Source organism: Streptomyces sp. NPDC048352 (assembly GCF_040651895.1).
GTDB lineage: Bacteria > Actinomycetota > Actinomycetes > Streptomycetales > Streptomycetaceae > Streptomyces.
Map to the genome: position 1 here is coordinate 13,898 of NZ_JBEZKZ010000010.1, position 15,857 is coordinate 29,754.

The 15,857-nt window shown below is 66.5% G+C and carries 9 protein-coding genes and 1 pseudogene; 3 read left to right on the plus strand and 7 right to left on the minus strand.

The features are described 5' to 3' along the window. Positions 1–285: 285 nt before the first annotated feature. The 3 genes from AB0D45_RS08090 to AB0D45_RS08100 form a co-directional block, all read right to left on the minus strand. Positions 286–1,074 (minus strand): hypothetical protein, encoded by a 789-nt coding sequence (locus AB0D45_RS08090; RefSeq protein WP_362455975.1) that lies wholly within the window; start codon positions 1,072–1,074, stop codon positions 286–288. Between the two features lie 53 nt (positions 1,075–1,127). Next, positions 1,128–2,684 (minus strand): AAA family ATPase, encoded by a 1,557-nt coding sequence (locus tag AB0D45_RS08095; RefSeq protein ID WP_362455977.1) that lies wholly within the window; start codon positions 2,682–2,684, stop codon positions 1,128–1,130. Positions 2,685–3,352: 668 nt separating this feature from the next. Further along, on the minus strand, positions 3,353–4,834 hold the full coding sequence (locus AB0D45_RS08100; protein ID WP_362455979.1) for an HNH endonuclease: 1,482 nt from the start codon (positions 4,832–4,834) through the stop codon (positions 3,353–3,355). A 186-nt stretch (positions 4,835–5,020) separates the two neighbouring features. On the opposite strand from AB0D45_RS08100, the gene AB0D45_RS08105 reads away from it, so the two are divergent. Beyond that, positions 5,021–7,534 carry a tetratricopeptide repeat protein gene (locus AB0D45_RS08105; RefSeq protein ID WP_362455981.1) on the plus strand — a complete coding sequence of 838 codons (2,514 nt, stop codon included), beginning with the start codon at positions 5,021–5,023 and terminating at the stop codon, positions 7,532–7,534. Positions 7,535–8,025: 491 nt separating this feature from the next. Here the strand turns inward: AB0D45_RS08105 and AB0D45_RS08110 are convergent, their stop codons facing one another. From AB0D45_RS08110 to AB0D45_RS08125, 4 genes are all read right to left on the minus strand, one after another. Continuing rightward, complete coding sequence (locus tag AB0D45_RS08110) at positions 8,026–9,576, minus strand: restriction endonuclease (RefSeq protein WP_362455983.1); 1,551 nt, start codon at positions 9,574–9,576, stop codon at positions 8,026–8,028. A gap of 84 nt (positions 9,577–9,660) precedes the next feature. Continuing rightward, positions 9,661–11,574, minus strand: coding sequence for a hypothetical protein (locus AB0D45_RS08115; protein ID WP_362455985.1), 1,914 nt, complete (start codon positions 11,572–11,574; stop codon positions 9,661–9,663). After that, positions 11,571–12,032 carry a restriction endonuclease gene (locus tag AB0D45_RS08120; protein WP_362455987.1) on the minus strand — a complete coding sequence of 154 codons (462 nt, stop codon included), beginning with the start codon at positions 12,030–12,032 and terminating at the stop codon, positions 11,571–11,573. The genes AB0D45_RS08115 and AB0D45_RS08120 overlap by 4 nt, the downstream gene beginning before the upstream one ends. Continuing rightward, positions 12,029–12,862: a hypothetical protein gene (locus AB0D45_RS08125; protein WP_362455989.1), complete on the minus strand. Its 834-nt coding sequence runs from the start codon at positions 12,860–12,862 to the stop codon at positions 12,029–12,031. The genes AB0D45_RS08120 and AB0D45_RS08125 overlap by 4 nt, the downstream gene beginning before the upstream one ends. 942 nt (positions 12,863–13,804) lie before the next feature. Between AB0D45_RS08125 and AB0D45_RS08130 the strand changes: the two are divergent. Together AB0D45_RS08130 and AB0D45_RS08135 are read left to right on the plus strand one after the other, a co-directional pair. Further along, positions 13,805–13,978: pseudogene (locus AB0D45_RS08130) on the plus strand (pirin family protein); the annotation flags it as partial. A gap of 203 nt (positions 13,979–14,181) precedes the next feature. Continuing rightward, positions 14,182–15,759, plus strand: coding sequence for a sigma-70 family RNA polymerase sigma factor (locus tag AB0D45_RS08135; protein ID WP_362455991.1), 1,578 nt, complete (start codon positions 14,182–14,184; stop codon positions 15,757–15,759). Positions 15,760–15,857 lie beyond the last annotated feature (98 nt).

Sequence of the window (15,857 nt, forward strand, 5' to 3'; positions counted from 1 at the left end):
CTCCGGCGGCCTTGTCGGCGGAGGCGACGAGGGGTTCGATCCGTCGCCGGAGTGGGCGCGTGCGCATGTGGTGGACCTTGTGGACAAGTGACAACAGCCTTGCTAATTCCGTCCCGCCTGCCAGCCACTGGCGAGAGACTGTGCGGGTGCTGGGGTTACGGCTCCGGGCAGACCAGACGTAGCTGCTGCTCGGCGAAGAACGATGTGTTGATCGCGTAGGCGATCGAGACCCGGACGTGCGCGCTTGCTGCCCAATCACCAGCGGTGTGTGCTGAATCTCCGGAGTCAGGGTATGACGCCGCCGTTGCAGAAATCGTCGCTGCTCGCCAGAGTCCGGTAAGTGACTCCTTCCCAGCCGTTGGGGCGGTCAGCGAGGCGCGTGGCGGCCTCGTCCACCAAGTAGTTGCGCACTTCCTGGGCCCCACCAATGTGACGCAGGGCGGTGAGCAGGCTGAGGATGCCGCTCAGGGTGCGGTTCGCTTGGATGGCGAAGAGACTGGACAGCCCAAAAAGTCCGAAGTGGTACTGAACTCGGTCAGCGAGGACTTGATCCCAGGATGGCGAGGGGCTGACGAAGAATTCGAGCCAAAGAGGGCTATCGTCCACGATCCTCGCGTCGAGCCAGTGGTCATCGTCGATGCGGTCGAGGTAGGGGTGCAGGGGAGTCGTCTCAAGACTCGTCGGGAGGGCGTCGCCCTTGGCGTGGTTGCAGTCGGCGCAGGCGGGCACCAAATTCAAGGGATCGACGCACAAAGCAGGGAACGACTTCTTTGGCAGGACGTGGTCAAGGGTTCTTACGACCCCGTGTCCGCACAAGGGGCAACGATCGTGTTGCGGGGCTGTTCTCAGCTGCTCGTAGATGACTCGACCGTTCTTGGTACCGAGCATGCCGTTCTCGTAGATCCACGCCACGGCTTCGGACGCTGAGATATTCGGTAGAGCGAAGGCCGCGCACTCCAGGGTGTGCAGGGAGCCTTGCTGGGCCGCGCACCGGAATTGCTCGCCCGCTTCCTCGATGCTGTCGGTGGCGGCGAGAAGTCGTGCTTGGCGGGATGCGTTCCTGGTGCCGGCCACACACGCCTCGTAACTTTGACGGGCGGTGACCCTAGGCGGCTTCAGCGGCCACATCAACGACGCCCCTGCGACGTTTGGTAGGCGAGCAGAATCCGTACAAGGCCCTTCGCCTCCCCGCCGAGCTGTCCGCCGAAGCGGGCCAGAACCTGCTCGTACGTGCCCAGTTCCCGGACTGCCTTCTCGATCTCGGCGTGAAACCCGGACCGCCGGACCTCGAGGCCGAATATCTCGTGGGTGAGAACCCCGACGTTCTCGCCGTAGGTCTCGATTGATGGCCGCTCCGGCTGCATGGTGCCCTGGCGGCTGACCTTCCAGACACAGGAGCGCGGGACCTCCTGCAGGACCACCGGCGAGTGAGTGCCCAGGACTGCGACCGCATTGCGGTCAGTGAGCAGGTCGGACAGGGCCCTGACGAAGGACGCCAGAAGCGGGGGATGCAGATGTCCTTCAGGCTCGTCGAGGAGCACCAGCGACCGCTCGGCGACGGTTTCCACCAGACGCGTCATCGTCAGCAGGACAATCGCATGCCCCGAGCTGAGACTGGAAAAGATCTCCAAAGCAGTGTCACGGTCGCTCGTACGGCCGAACACGCCTTGGTCCAGGAGAGCCTGCGCGAAGGAGCGGACCGGAGATTCGAAGAAGTGCGGGTCGCTACCCAACGAATCCAGCGCCTTGATCCAACTGTGGACTCGGCCGGCGGCGACAACCTCCTCCACGCTCTTCGCGAACTCCTTGCTTAGGTCAAGACGCGTCTTGCGCTCCCGAGTCGGGCGACCCAGCTCATCCACCTTGGCGAGGCCTACATACCTGTATGAGACACCCGCAACTTTGTCCTCGGCCGCGGGAGGTGGTTGCCCGTCGGCAATGTCCAGCGCACCGTCCCAGCCTTCCAGCTCACCCTGTTCAGCAGCGCCCTGTTCCGACTCGAACTGCTCCTGAGCCGGGTCGAAGGCGCTGAAGGTCACGCAGACTACGTTAACGAAGGAGCCGGGTCCATCCTCGCTCCAGATGAGACGCCCGACGGCATCGCTGTTTTCTTCCGGATGTACGACGGCCCTGGTGATGTCGCCGAGCACCGTGGTCTTTCCGACCCCGTTCCGACCGATCAGCACGTGAATGTTAGTGGGGGGCTGTGCATGCGGCTCGACTGAAAAGGAGAGGTGCCAGGGTTTCGTGGTACTGCCGTCCGAGCTGCCGTGCCCGGCGGGGCCCAGGTAGTCGAAGCGGTAGGCCGTGAGCCGGGGGCCGCCCTGCGCGATGCGCCGGAACTGGGCTGCCACCGTCCGTGACTCGAGGCTGCGCAGCAGCGATGTGTGTGTGACGTCCCATTGCATGGCGGTCGTGAAGACCGAGGGGTCGAGCGCCATATCGCACAGACCGCTCAAGACCGCGTGCCGCGTCTCACTGCCAAGCCTGCGGATGTTCTCGTAATAAAGGTCGCTCTGCCCCACGGAAAACCAGTACAGGCGCTGATCAAGTCCTGTGAGCGTGGAGAACGATCCTGCCTCGAGAGGTCTCTCGCCCCGAATGAGGTCGGCATACCCGATCTTTACCGCACCCAACTCGATGAGCGATCCGTGGTCACGGAACCGCAGTTGATAGAGGGTCATGTACTCATCGTCCGCTGCATAGCTGTCAGGCCCTGGATCGCCGCGTGGCGCCAGCAAGCAGGCGCGAGAACCGTCGTCCGTGGGACCGTCTCGATCTAGCACGATGAAGCGCAGTTTGTCCTCCTGGGCAACGTAAACGTGGAGCGGATCACCGGACCATGCCATGCCGTGGTCTGTTGTCTCGCCTGAACCAAGCAGCCATCGGGACTCGCGGCCCAACTGGGGCGGTCAGAACTTGGGACCGTCCAATCGCCAGCGACTCATGGTAGGCCACACAACACTGCTGCCTCTTGCGATTCAAAGACTCTTGCACCTTCGCAGTTGGCGATGTGCGTCCTGCTGTACCTCCATGAGCTGGAGCTAGTTGATATCCTCAGCCTGCGACTACACGCGACCACCATGGCCTGGCGGGCAGTGACCAGCGGCTTCCCTTGTCAGCACGCCAAGGGCGGCGTCTTGGACCACTCCTGCAGACGACCAGCAGGTTTTTGAAGTGCTGGTAGTCCACGTGCCAAACCGCTCCTGATCAGGCAAATGAAGGTATCTGCCCTCAGCTGGCCGGTGCTGGCCTGCAACTGGCCCGGTTCTTGGTTGTGGGGGGGGCAAGAGAGAAGGCGCATTATCCTTACGTGGCCAGGTCTCGAAGCGATGGCCGTCGGTGGAGGGCCTCAGAGCTTGGGTGGCGCCGAAGGCTCGCTTGCGGGCGGCGTCAGGTCGTTGCCAGTCCAGCGCTGACGGTGGTGGCGAACGTACCGGGAGTCGATGAAGTGCCACCGGTGGAGTTCGATTCTTTTCCCGGACTGACCTGTCACGGTGTCGATGATCGTGAGGTCGTCGGTCAGGACCCGTGCTCCCGTGTCGAAGAGGACGTGGCAGGTCGGGCAGAGGCACAACAGGTTTTCGACGATGTCGGGTCCGTTGTCCTCTCTGGCCCTGATGTGGGCCGCTTCGCTGTAGCGATGGCGCGGTGAGGGCAGGGCCAGGACTTGGGCGCACATTTGGCAGCGGTCCTGGTACCACTGCTTGAGTTTGCGCACGGCACTGCTGCCGGTCTGCGGGCGAATCCTGTGTATACCTCTGCCGGACGGCCGCCATGGTTCGGATTCAGGCGTGCTCGAGCGAATTGCAGGGGCTTCGTCCTCAAGTGCTTCCATGCCGAAGAGCCGGTCGTCCAGCTCCCTGACGACCGGCTCCACCGTGCTGCGGTCCATGGCGGCTAGGTGCGCGGTGTCCAGGACGGCGCGGCGGGCGAGTGACCAGGCGGCCTCGATGTGCGTGCTGTGGATGGCGGTGCGTTCAGTAGCCGCGAGCGTTCCGGCGACGCGGGAGACGTGATCGCCGATCCGGACGAAGAAGTCGGCGTACCGCTCGGGCAGGGTGGCAGCCCAGCTGCACTCGGCCTCGCGAATTGCGTGCCACTGTCGCCTTGCGCGAGTGGTGTAGGTCAGAACCGGTCGGGTGTTGAAGGCCCAGCGGTACGCCGTTGCGAGCTCGTCACGCCATTTGCCCGACGACGGGTTGGGGCGTGGGACAGGCGCTGGCCGCCGGGCGAAGTGCAGGACGCGCGAATAGGTGGCGGCGTCCGTGGAAAGGAAGCCCCGCCATTCGCTTGCGGACAAGTCCCACAGGGATCCGAAGTGCGGTGGAACGGGTCTCCTGGCTGCTCGGTAGCGTCCTATGCCCCGCGTGGGCAGGGTGTGGCGCCCGTCCCAGGCCTGCCGCAAGTGCGCTTCCAGTGACGTGCTGATTTTGGAGCCGCCGCGACCTGATGTGAACGGTGAACCGGTCAGGAGAAGAGTGGGCGTGCCTGCGCCGGCGTTGTCCGCTCGGCGGGTGGCGTGGGAGGCCGCGCTGAGCAGCTTCTGATCCGTAACGTCGGGGTGGACTGCCAACGGGCCGGGCCCGTTGAGGAGGCGGTGGAGGAGGTGATGAAGCATGTCGCATTCGGACATGTCAGAACGCACCAGAGACGTCCAGACCGTCACCGGGGCGTCCGGCCATGAACTGACCGAGACTGCGGGGGCGACGGCCGCAGACCACCAGCTGATTGCCGCCAAGTAGAGGTCCGCCGGATCCACACCCGCCGAGCCAGCCTCGGCCTGAGCCATTTCCCCGAGCGGCCCTCGATAGAAGACGTCGTCGTCCGTCATTGCCCAACCCTCATTTCGGCTCAGCGCCTGGTGCGTTGCAGCCCCCTGTTGAGTCTGCCCGACGGCTCTGACAACGGCCGGGAGGGGCCGTGCTGGCAACGAATCCTCCCGCAACGGGCAAGTACTGCACCGGTGAATCCTCCGATCCAGCAGTGCGCCTTGTCGAGATCGCGGCACACTGGGTCGATGGGTGTGCGGCCGCGTTGGGAAGAGCTCGCCAGGGGACGGCAGGCGTTCGAAGAGGGCGTGACGACGCTCCTCGCCATGGTCTATCCCGGCCTTAGGCATGTTGACGGTTCCGGCGGTGATCGAGGGGAGGACGCCGTCCTTCTACTACAGGGAGGCGGACGCCATGTCTTCCAGGTGAAGAGCTTCACGGGGCGTCTGAAGCCGGTCCAGCGCCGTCAGGTGGAGCGATCACTGAAACGAGCGGCTGAGGGCGAGCCCACGCGTTGGACTCTCGTCGTACCACTCCGTCTTACCCCGAATGAGTGGGACTGGTTCGATGGACTCCGCGACGGCTTCCCCTTCACACTGGACTGCCACGATCTGAACTGGCTCAACACCAACTCCTACCAGCACCCTGCCATCGAAGCCCTGTTCCAGCCCGAAGCCCCGTTGGCCGCCCTGCTGAACTGGCCTCGGGTGGCGGACACCAGCCCGATCGATACCGGCCTCGCCGTGCCCGAAAACGGTGACGTGCCTCCCTATGTAGCGCGTGACATCGATCCTGTCGTGCGAGAGCGGATGCAGGCGGCGGCTGAGTCAGGCGGAGCGCTCGTGATCGTGGGTGATTCCGCTGCGGGCAAGACCCGAACACTCTACGAAGCCTTACGCGCGGAGCTGCCGGGCCACCGCTTGGTGCACCCCGTGCAGCCCGGAGACGTCCCGTTGTTGATCCCAGGCATCGTTGCGGCAGCGGAGCCCTGCGTCTTGTGGCTCGACAAGTTGCACCGCTACCTAGAGGACGGCCGTTGCCTCACGCCACACGGCCTCGGCGAATTGCGCCGCGCGAGGGCCATCGTCTTGGCCACGCTCGACGCGTCCGCCCACGAACACTGGCACGGATCGCCCGTGTTGCGTCAGATGCAGACCCTTGTTCTCGATCGGCGCTGGAGCCTAGCCGAGCGCCAGCGGGCAGCTGCGGCGCCGGACTCACGAGTCGTCCAGGCGGCGCGGGCGGACCCGGCCATCGGAGTTGCCGAATGCCTGGCCACTGGACCCTGGCTGTGGCAGGAACTGAAGCTGGCCGACCGGGCGGGCGGGCAGCCGCGGGGGGCTGCACTGATCCGGGCCGGTATCGACCTCCTCCGGGTCGGCCTCGCAGGCCCGCTGCCCACCTCGCTGCTCCTCAAAGCCCACCTACCCTATCTCGCCGACAGCGGCGGTCCCGTACTGCGGCCCGAACTGGCCGATGACGCATTGTCCTGGGCCGGCAAAGTGCGCTTTGGCGTCAGCAGCATGCTGATGCCGGCGGGCGAGGACGCTTGGATGGCCCATCCCCAGCTGGCCGCCGCTGCCGACGTGGAGGGCATCACTGTCCACCCGTTCACCTGGTTCCAGGCGCTCGGGGCCGCCGGCGATCTGGACGACATGTTCAAGGTGGCGCTCAATGCCGGCATTCACGCCCCTTCCATCGGCGTGTTCCTGTGGCGAGCACTCGCCGACGCCGGCCTCGACGAGGCAGCGAACAACCTTGGTGTCGCACTGGATGACCTGGGCCGGCACGAGGAAGCAGAGCATGTGTTCCGGACCCGAGCAAACCCCGACGACGCAGTGGTCCTGATGAATCTCGGCAACCTGCTGTGCAAAACAGGCCGCCACGAAGAAGCCGAAGAGGCATACCGGAAGTCGGGTGCACGAGGGCAGACGAAGGCTTGGAACAACCTCGGGCTGCTGATGAAGGACAGGGGCGAGTACGCCTGCGCCGAGACCTGTCTGCGGAGCGCTGCCCTGGCTGGCGCCCCTGACGCCGAGTACAACCTTGGAGTGCTCTTGGACGAGCTCGGGCGAGCTGACGAGGCCAAGGCCGCGTATGCGCGCGCGTACGCCGCCGGGGAGGCAAGCGGACTGGTCAACTGGGGGATGCTGCTCCTTGCAGAGGACCGGTGGACCGAGGCGGAACCCTTGCTACGGGAGGCCGCGGAGACGGGTGATGGAGAGGCGATGTTCTGCCTGGCCAATGCAGCGAAGACGAAGGGAAACCTGCTGCAGGCAACCCACTGGTACCGTCGCGCGATCGACACGGGTGATGCCCGCGCCTGCTTCAACTTGGCGAACCTCCATCGGGACGGTGATCGCCCGGAGCCTGCTGAGTCGCTCTACCGGGAAGCCGCCGATGCCGGAATCACCAGCGCCCTGTACAACCTGGCCCTCCTCCTCAAGGGGCAGAAGCGCCTCACCGAGGCCGAAGACTTCTTTCGCCGGGCGGCAGCGGAAGGGCACGAGGAGGCCCTATTCCAACTCGGCGACGTGCTCAGCCAGACAGACCGCAAGGAGGAAGCCACCGCGCAGTGGAAGGCGGCCGCTGAAGCAGGTGACCCCAATGCGGCGATCGCACTCGCGACGGTGCTAACCGACCCCGCAGACCAGCCCTACCTCCGCAAGGTCCTCCGCCGTGCAGCAGACGCTGGCGACAATGACGCAGCCCTGCTGATTTCGGTGCTGAACGTCACTCAAGCTTCGTCCGCCGGAGAATGAGGAAATCTTCTTGAAGCCGTCGCCCTTGGGGCACTGACCCGCGGGAATCGGTCGATGAGGCACTGTGAGCGGCCGGAGGAGTGTCTCAGGTGCTTTCGTCTTGCAGCCCTCTCAGGCATTCGGTTCTCCCCAGACGCTCTCCAAGGGAGCCTCGCTCTCCTCAGATTCTCTCCAGGGGGCGCTGCTTCGAGAGGTGTATCGTCGCTGGTAGCGCGGGTTTTCCGGTCGATGAAGCGGTCACGCATCGGAAGGGCGGCTGGACGGGGAAGGCGCAGCTCTCGCAGAACGGGGATCCGGAGCCGTGCGACCTTGGCCCTCGTGAGGCTTCTCTTCTGCCGAAGAGATTGGTCCGCCCTTGTGATGAGACAGGCGTTTTGTTCGGCGAGCTCGTTGCCGAGTCAGGCCTTCCCTTCGAGCTCGCAATGAGGCCTCCACGACAGCCATGATCACCCGTCCACGCCTAGCTCTGAGTGTTGAAGAGGGCGATGTGGCTACGGATGGTCCGGAAGTGTGGGAGCCGGCTCGTCCGCGCCTTCCTCGCGATCGTCCTTCGGCCAATCAGGGTGCTCGGCGATCACGGCGAGGACAGAGCGCAGAGGCCACCCTCCGAACGCCCAACGACCCAGCTCGTAGCCGTCCACGGGGTAGATCCCATGGCGAATCCCGAACTGCATGGCCTTCGAGGTGAACGTCGAGTTCGTCACCATCATCACGGTGTCCGCGCCGTGCTCCGGCCGGGCCGTCCCATTCAAGGAGTACATCTCGTCCGGCGTCACCGGCCGTCCCGTCGACCTGTGCTTGCACTGCACCACCACCCGGCCGTAGATGGGCAGGACGGCGATTATGTCCGCCCCTCTGTCGTTCGCCCCACCCCACGCCTGGACGACCTCAGCCCCACTCTGGCGGAGCAGCTCGGCGACAAACTGCTCGAACAGCCGCCCATCCAGCCCATCCACATCGCTCAGCGAGTCCAGCGGTGGCGAGACCACCGGAGTCAGGGGATCCCTCCTCCCACGCCCTTGCGCCGCCCTCTCGGATGCCCACCGGTATGTCTCATCCAGCCGCTCGATGTCCTCGTCGCTGGAGACAATCCCTGATTCGACAGCGGCCTTCCGCCACTTCCGGGACTCGATGCAGCGAGCCGCACAGGTGACCGATGGACCGCACCCGCAGTGCGTGTCGTAGTTCGCGTCGGGAAGGCCCACCCGAGCCATTCGCTCGTGCAACTCGGTGAGCCGGACATCGGTCATGCTCGCGGCCCGTGCAGCCGCAAGACGTTGCTCCCGGCGGTGATCCTGCTCGGCGACACCGAGCCGCTGCCACCGCTCGTCGAGTCCGACCCTCCGACTGACCACGCCGAGGATCGCAGCCGGCGGCAGCTCGCGATACAGGCGCAGCCTCCGATCACCCCTACCCGAGTCCACGTCAGCCTTGCAGTCTGGACACAGCATGCCGCGCTCATACCTCGTGACCGGGTCGAAGTCCCGCACCGCGCGCCGGTAGTTGTACGGCGACCCGCAGATCGCGCAGTGACCGCACTGCCAGTACACCACCGCCAGGTACATCTCCCGAGGCTCCAGCATGGGACCGTCCGGTATCCACCAGAGGTGACAGGCAGGAGCCTCGGCATCCAGAAGAACACCCACGCCGTCCAGCGCCCCGACCGGCATCCGCCTCCTTGCAGCCCAAGCCGCGACCTCGGGCTCCCTCGCCCGCAGCCGCAGAAACTGCCTGTCGTGGTGCTCGTGCCAGCTCACCGATGAATCTCCTTGCATCTCTCCGGCCACGGCCTCACCCGCCCGCAACGAACAGGCGGCTGACTCCGGCCCCCGGCGCCCGATCATGCCGGTGGCCAACCCCCCGTCCACTCCCAGGCTCGTCTCCCAGGTGCCGTCGACTCCCCACCGGATCAGCCGCTTGTGGGCGGTCTGGAACGGGCCGAGCTTGTCGAGCAGTTCCCGCCAAGGGGAGTTGGTGCGGTGCTTCCAGGCCATGGCCTCAAGGGTGCGGCGGTGATCGGCCCATCGCCGTAACGCGCGCACGGCAGACTCATCCGGTCTACCGCTGCGGCGACGATGAGGGCCGACCTGCGAGCGCCCAACGGGCCACCGGGCGGTGATCCGACGCTAATGGTCGATGTCGTCGAAAAGGCTGCGGCTGGAGTCTGTGCGGGTGGCTCCTGCCCGTAGATCGTCTGACTGACCTCCGCTGCTAGGCGTCCAACTGCTGCTGCTCGGTGGCCGCGATCGCCGCTCGTCGTTGTACATCTCGCCCGCTGCGTCGAAGTCTGCTGCAACATCGAAGTCATCTCGACGTTCGAAGGCCCTGCTGTACCAGAACAAGGCAGTGTCGACGGGGTCGTCGTCGTCCCCGGTGGCATCCTTGAGCCAGCCGTCGACCAGGCTCCACAGGCGGGGTAGGAGATCTTGGCGGACGTGTGTGAACAGCTCCTCGCGGTCCTTCTCCGTGAGGAGCATGCTCCAGACCTTCTTCTGCCAGTCCTCGTCTTCGATCCAGGCGGCGTCGGGGCTGGACACGGCAAGCTCTTTCATCCGAGCCACGGCACGTTGTCGAATCTCCTCGGGTAGGCAACCGGCCTGGTGAAGTTTGCCGAGTAGGGTGGTCCGGGAGTCGTGCTCCGCAGGCGAGTCGAATGCCAGGAATTCTTCGTAGACCTGTGGATCTTCCTGTGTGTAAGCGCGCAGGAAGGCATCACAGCTGTTGTGTACCAGATACGCCCGTACGGCCTGCTGCCGGTCGTAATGCCGCTGCCAAGGCTCGAGGCGACCGCGAGGTTGCTGGCGGAGCACAGCAATTCGGCGGGCGACCTCCCGGTAGAGCGATGGCGGAACTCGCAGCAGGGTGCCCTGGCGTTGTTCGCTGGCCCGGCCGGGGGAGTCGGTTCGTGTCAGAAGGGCCTGGTCGTCCATTCCCATGAGGATCAAGGGAAGAAGGTGCGGTTGGGTGGTCAACCAGGCCGCGAATCCTTCGCGGAGGGTGGGGTGATGAAACGTCCAGTAGGACTGGCCTTCGGGGGACGTGGTGAGGCGAAGGAAGGTCCCGGTCACTGCGCCGAGGGCCTTGCTGACCCCGGCCGGTGTCGAGCCGGCCCTCTCGATGATGTCCCGGTCGGCGGCATCGAGGTCGATGGGGTTGGGCAGGCCGGGCACTGTCTTCTTGCCTTTGGCGGTTGCGTAGGTGAGTGCGAGTGCTGCTTGGGCGTGGGGGTCGAGTTGGTCGTAGACATCGCTGAGAAGTTGCTGGGCCTCGACCATGAACGTCGTGATTCCCTGCCGGGTCAGCGGCAGGCCGCGTGTGAATGCCGCGAGCCCCAGCCGGCGAGCGGCCTCAGGGCGGAAGGGGGCGGCATCAGAGGCAGCCTCCAAATGCGGCTTCATCTGCGTTCGTACGTCGTTGGGCTGGTCGCCGGCGGCTATGTGGTTGTAGAGGATCTGTTGGCGCTCCGTGCGGGTGAGCTCGGCGACATCAACGGTGACGTGCTGCTCGTGCAGGAGGGGGTAGGCGTACGTCTTCAGCAGGGGCCGGGCTTCGTTGTAGATGTAGCTGCGGGAGGTAAGTACCACCCGGGCGCCGTTCTTGATCGCACTCATGACGTGGGGCAGATCGCGCGCCCAGGCATGGGTGAGGTGTTCTTCGTGACGGACCGCACCGAACGCGTCGTCGAGCCAGAAGAACTGTTCCCTCTCATGCGGGTTCCAGCGTTGGACGAGGTCCTCCGAGGTCCGGGCCTTGACGGCCGGACAGCCCCAGTTGTCGGCGGCGCTGATGGCCAGCATCAGTGCGATGACGGATTTGCCGACGGCAGGGTCGCCGAGGAGCAGCACGAAGCCGTGGTCGCGCAGGGCGCGGGCTGCTTTCCGGTAGGCGCTGGTGACGACGAACGTGGCCACCTGCTCGGGCGCGGATGCCATGAGGAGGGTGGCTTGGGCGTAGGCGCGCTCGTCGAGGATCTGTGAAAGATCGCCGAGTCCGTAGACACGGGGAACAAACATCCGCAGACCGCGGTGCGAGGCGATCATGTCGCTGAGCCACTGTCCATCGAGGACCAGTGGATGCGCGACCCCGGACGCACACAGTCGTGGCGAATCTCTTCCTCGGAGGTGCCGGTAACCCGTGCATTGGTCAGCAGCACACACGTTCCGCACACACCGCGTTCGACCAACGCGGCGACCTTGGTGAACTCGTCGTCCAGCTCCGACGGGGACAGCGTGGCATCGGCCTTCTTGGAGTGCTTGCACTGGAGAACGAACGGCCCTGCCGGGACATCGCCGAGGGGCCCAGGTCCATCCGGTGATCTCCAGGTGCCGTAGAAGGCACCGTCCCGACCTCCGTCATTGGAGTCGGCGAACGCCTGCACGGACTGCCCCCACACTTCGCGCAGCACGGCCGCGCACAGGTCCTGAAAGGCCCGCCACCCCAATGTGTGCAGGGTGAAGCGCGGCGAGCCAACGGCAACGACTTCGCCCGTGCTGCTCACGAGCCGGGCTCGGAGTCGGCGCTCTCATCTTCATCGCCGGCGAACGAAGCCGTTGCTTCCCACATGGCCTCGTCGTCGTAGTCCGGCACCATGAGGTCGGGCGTCAGGTCGTCACTGTCCGGATCCAGCTCCTCGGACTGTGCCAGCACCTCGACCAGGAACGTCTGCGCTGCCTTCATCAAGACCGGATCGTCTATCCAGAGTCCGAACTCCAGGCTACGGCGGGAGCTTTCCGTGCCGTTCGCGCTTCCCAGCCAGAGCCGTTGAGGCGTGAAGCCGACGACATCGGCCACACCTCCCAGAGGATCCTCGTCGTGCCACCACAGCTCACCCAGGAGAAGCATTTTGGTGTGGAGGATCGGGACCAGGTGCTTACCGTCCTTGCGGTAGCCCAGCGTGCGCACAGCGGAGAGCCGGATCTGCTCCGGCAACGACCACGGCCCAACGACTGGCGCTGCGCCGTCCTGCCGGGGGCGCAGTTCCTCCAGCTCCGGCAGGGCACGAGTAGGAAAGCCAGCAGCGTCGCACACGGCCTCTGCCACCTTGCGCAGCCGCTCCTGTTGGTGCTTGCCGCGCTGCTGCTTGCTCACGACCACACACGCCGAGGGAAACTCGGCGACACGCTGAAGCAGCTCGGCGTCGTCTACCCACATGAAGGCTCCGAGCATGGCTGGCCCCAAGCTGCGCGACCGCGGCTGCTGCTCGAGATCCTTCCGAAGGCTGTCTATCCCCGCAACGAGACCCGCCAGTACGTTCGTTCCGAACTGGACGGGACGGGTTCCGTCCAGCATCGCTTGGACGTTGAACTGGTTAGAAAACGACGGATTCATGTGCCCCCCTGCCTCGCCCCAATTATGACCTGTCGCGATGGACTGCTGAGGTGGACTGATCGGCGTCGGGGACCTCGCGCAGTGAGCGGCGTGAAAGGCCGGCGAGACGGGGCAGGGTCGGGGGCGAGCGGGCAGGTGCGGCCAGCTGTGACCGGCCCGCAGACGCCGCCGGGACACCGTACCGAGAGGGGTGCGTGGCGAATCCACGGCGGCGGACCGTGAGTGCGGCGGCGGTCGGCGGTGGGAACGTCGACGGCGAAGCCCCAGGCGCCGTGTCGGCTGTGGGTGGCCAGGTGGAGGCAGTGTGCGCCGATGGCGGTGCTGGGCATTTCTGCAGCCACAGCGGTGGTAGATCCGGCCAGGACCGACGCTGGTGCGCATAGTGATCGCCGCCGGAGGCGGAAGGGGGGAGACCTCCAGCCTGCGACCACGGGCGACGACGATGCCTGTCAGGAAGGGCCAACAAATTCTTGGTCTGTTGCTGGTACAGCAGCAGCACCTGCGCTGACCAGCGAAAACGATGGGCGGAACGGCTCTTTGGAGAGGTCTGGTCCAGAATTGGTCCGGATCTTGGTGCGCCTCGCCCCGCTGGGCGGTGGGATCCGGGTGTGATGGGAGTTTGTGGGAGGGCTCGGGAGTCGGATGGGTCGGGAGCCCTCGTTCACCAGGCCGAGCCCGGCAGGCGGACCTGACGATGCGAGCTTAGGGAACGGCCCCAGGTCTACTGCTAGAGGCCCGCGCCCGCTGAGTCTTCCATCCCTTCCCGATGACACACCACGTGAACTCGGTGGTGACGGCGGATACGACGAGCGGCTGGGCTCATCGTTCGAGTGCCTGTTGCGTGGTCATGTTTCGGCGAAAACGTGCCGCTGAGCGAGGCACGGATGCTGACTTTTGCTTACTTCCAGAGACTCGTGATGCTCTGACCTGCGGAAATGCTCAGAGATCCAATGGTTCTGGAACTGGATCGGCCGCTCCCACGAAGACATCGCCCAGGCCCGCGAGGACTGGATGAAGGGCACCCGCTTCGGCGAGGTCAAGGGCTACGACGGCCCTCCGCTTCCGGCGCCGGAACTCCCGCCGACTCATCTGAAGCCCCGGGGTCGAGTGCGCTGATCATCACGTGATGCCGTAGGCCGTGGGGTGCGGCGCACGGTTTTCGTGGTGCCGGCGGGGCTGGTGCAAGGGCGGCGGCTTTGGCACCCAGCCATCCGCTTCCGGGGCGAACGGTGGCTCAGGGCACCGGCTTTGGCCGCATACCGTTGGGGGCTAGGGTGTGACGCCGTGCTCGGCGGACGGCTGCGCGGAGGAAGGTGGGAATGGGGCTCATGGATGCGGACCACGCCGCGTTGGTCGTCGCGGCGCAGGCCGGTGACGACCGGGCGCGCGAGGAGCTGATCGCCGCCTACCTGCCGTTGGTCTACAACATCGTCCGGCGGGCCCTGAGCGCGGACGCCGACGCCGACGACGTCGTCCAGGAGACCCTGCTGCGCGTGGTGCGCGACCTGCCCGCCCTGCGCACCCCCGAGAGCTTCCGGTCCTGGCTGGTGGCGATCACGCTCCGCCAGATCACCACGCACTGGCAGCGGCAACGCGCCTTCGCCGACCGGACCGCGGTCATCGACGAGGCGCTCCGGATACCGGATGCCGGCGCCGAACCCGAGGACGCGACGATGCTGCGTCTGCACCTGTCGGAGGAGCGGCGCCGGGTCGTCGAAGCCGGCCGGTGGCTCGACCCCGACCACCGGGTGCTGCTGTCGCTGTGGTGGCAGGAGTGCGCCGGCCTGCTGAGCCGTGACGACATCGCCGCCGCGACCGGGCTCACCGCGGCCCACGTCGGAGTGCGCCTGCAGCGCATGCGCGAGCAGCTCGACCTGAGCCGGACGATCGTCGCCGCGCTGGAGGCCGACCCGCGCTGTCCGGGGTTGGACGAGACCGTCGTCGGCTGGGACGGCGACCGTGTCTCGGTGTGGCGCAAGCGGATCGCCCGGCACACCCGCGACTGCCCGGTCTGCGGGGCCACGACGACGCAGCGGGTCCCTGCCGACGAGCTGCTGCTGCTCACCCTCACACCGCTGGCCGTCCCGGCCGGGCTCGTCGCCGCGCTGGCCGCCAAGGGCCTGCTGTCGGGTGCGGCCGCGAGCTCCGCCGGGCTCGCCATGGCACCCGCCGCCGCCGGCACGGCGACGGGGGGAGGCGGTCTGCCCGGCGCGCTGATGGGAAAGCTGCCCGTGGTGACCGCTCATCCGCTGGTGAGCCTCGCCACCGGCGCGGTGCTCATCGCCGGGGCCGCCACCTACGCCGCCTGGCCCGAACCGGCGCACCGGGAGCCCGGCGTCACCGCCGCCCCCACGGCCGGCGGTCCCGCGCCGGTCCCGTCGCGCAGCACCGCGTCAGCCGGACCGTCCCCGACCCCGTCCCCGTCACCGTCCCAGGTGAGTCCGTCCGCCGTCGCGGGCACCGTTCCGCTGGGCGCGCAGTCGCTGGAGTCCGTGGACGAACCGGGACTGTACCTCTCGTACGCCGACGACTTCGCGACGCTCGGCCGGGTCTCCGCCTCCAGCAGCGCGCAGGCCCGGCAGCGGATCACCTTCACGGTCGTCCGGGGACTGGCCGACACACGATGCGTGACCTTCCGCGCGGCCGACGGCCGCTATCTGCGCCACCGTGAGCTGCGCCTCCGGCTGAGCACCGACGACGGCAGCGCACTCTTCCGCGAGGACGCCACCTTCTGTCCGCGCCCCGCGGCGGCTGCCGGGTCGGTGACCCTGCACGCGCACAACTACCCGGGATCGGTCATCCGCCACCGCGACGGCGGCATCTGGCTCGACGGCTCCGACGGCACCCGGGCCTTCGCCGGACAGGCTTCCTTCATCGTGCGCAAGTCCCAGGGCTGACACGCGCTCCTCGGGTACGCCCGCACCCGGCCCGGCCCGAAGGCTGATCGCTCGGCCGGCCCTCGCCCGACAGGCTGCCGGAGAAACTTCCGAGAACC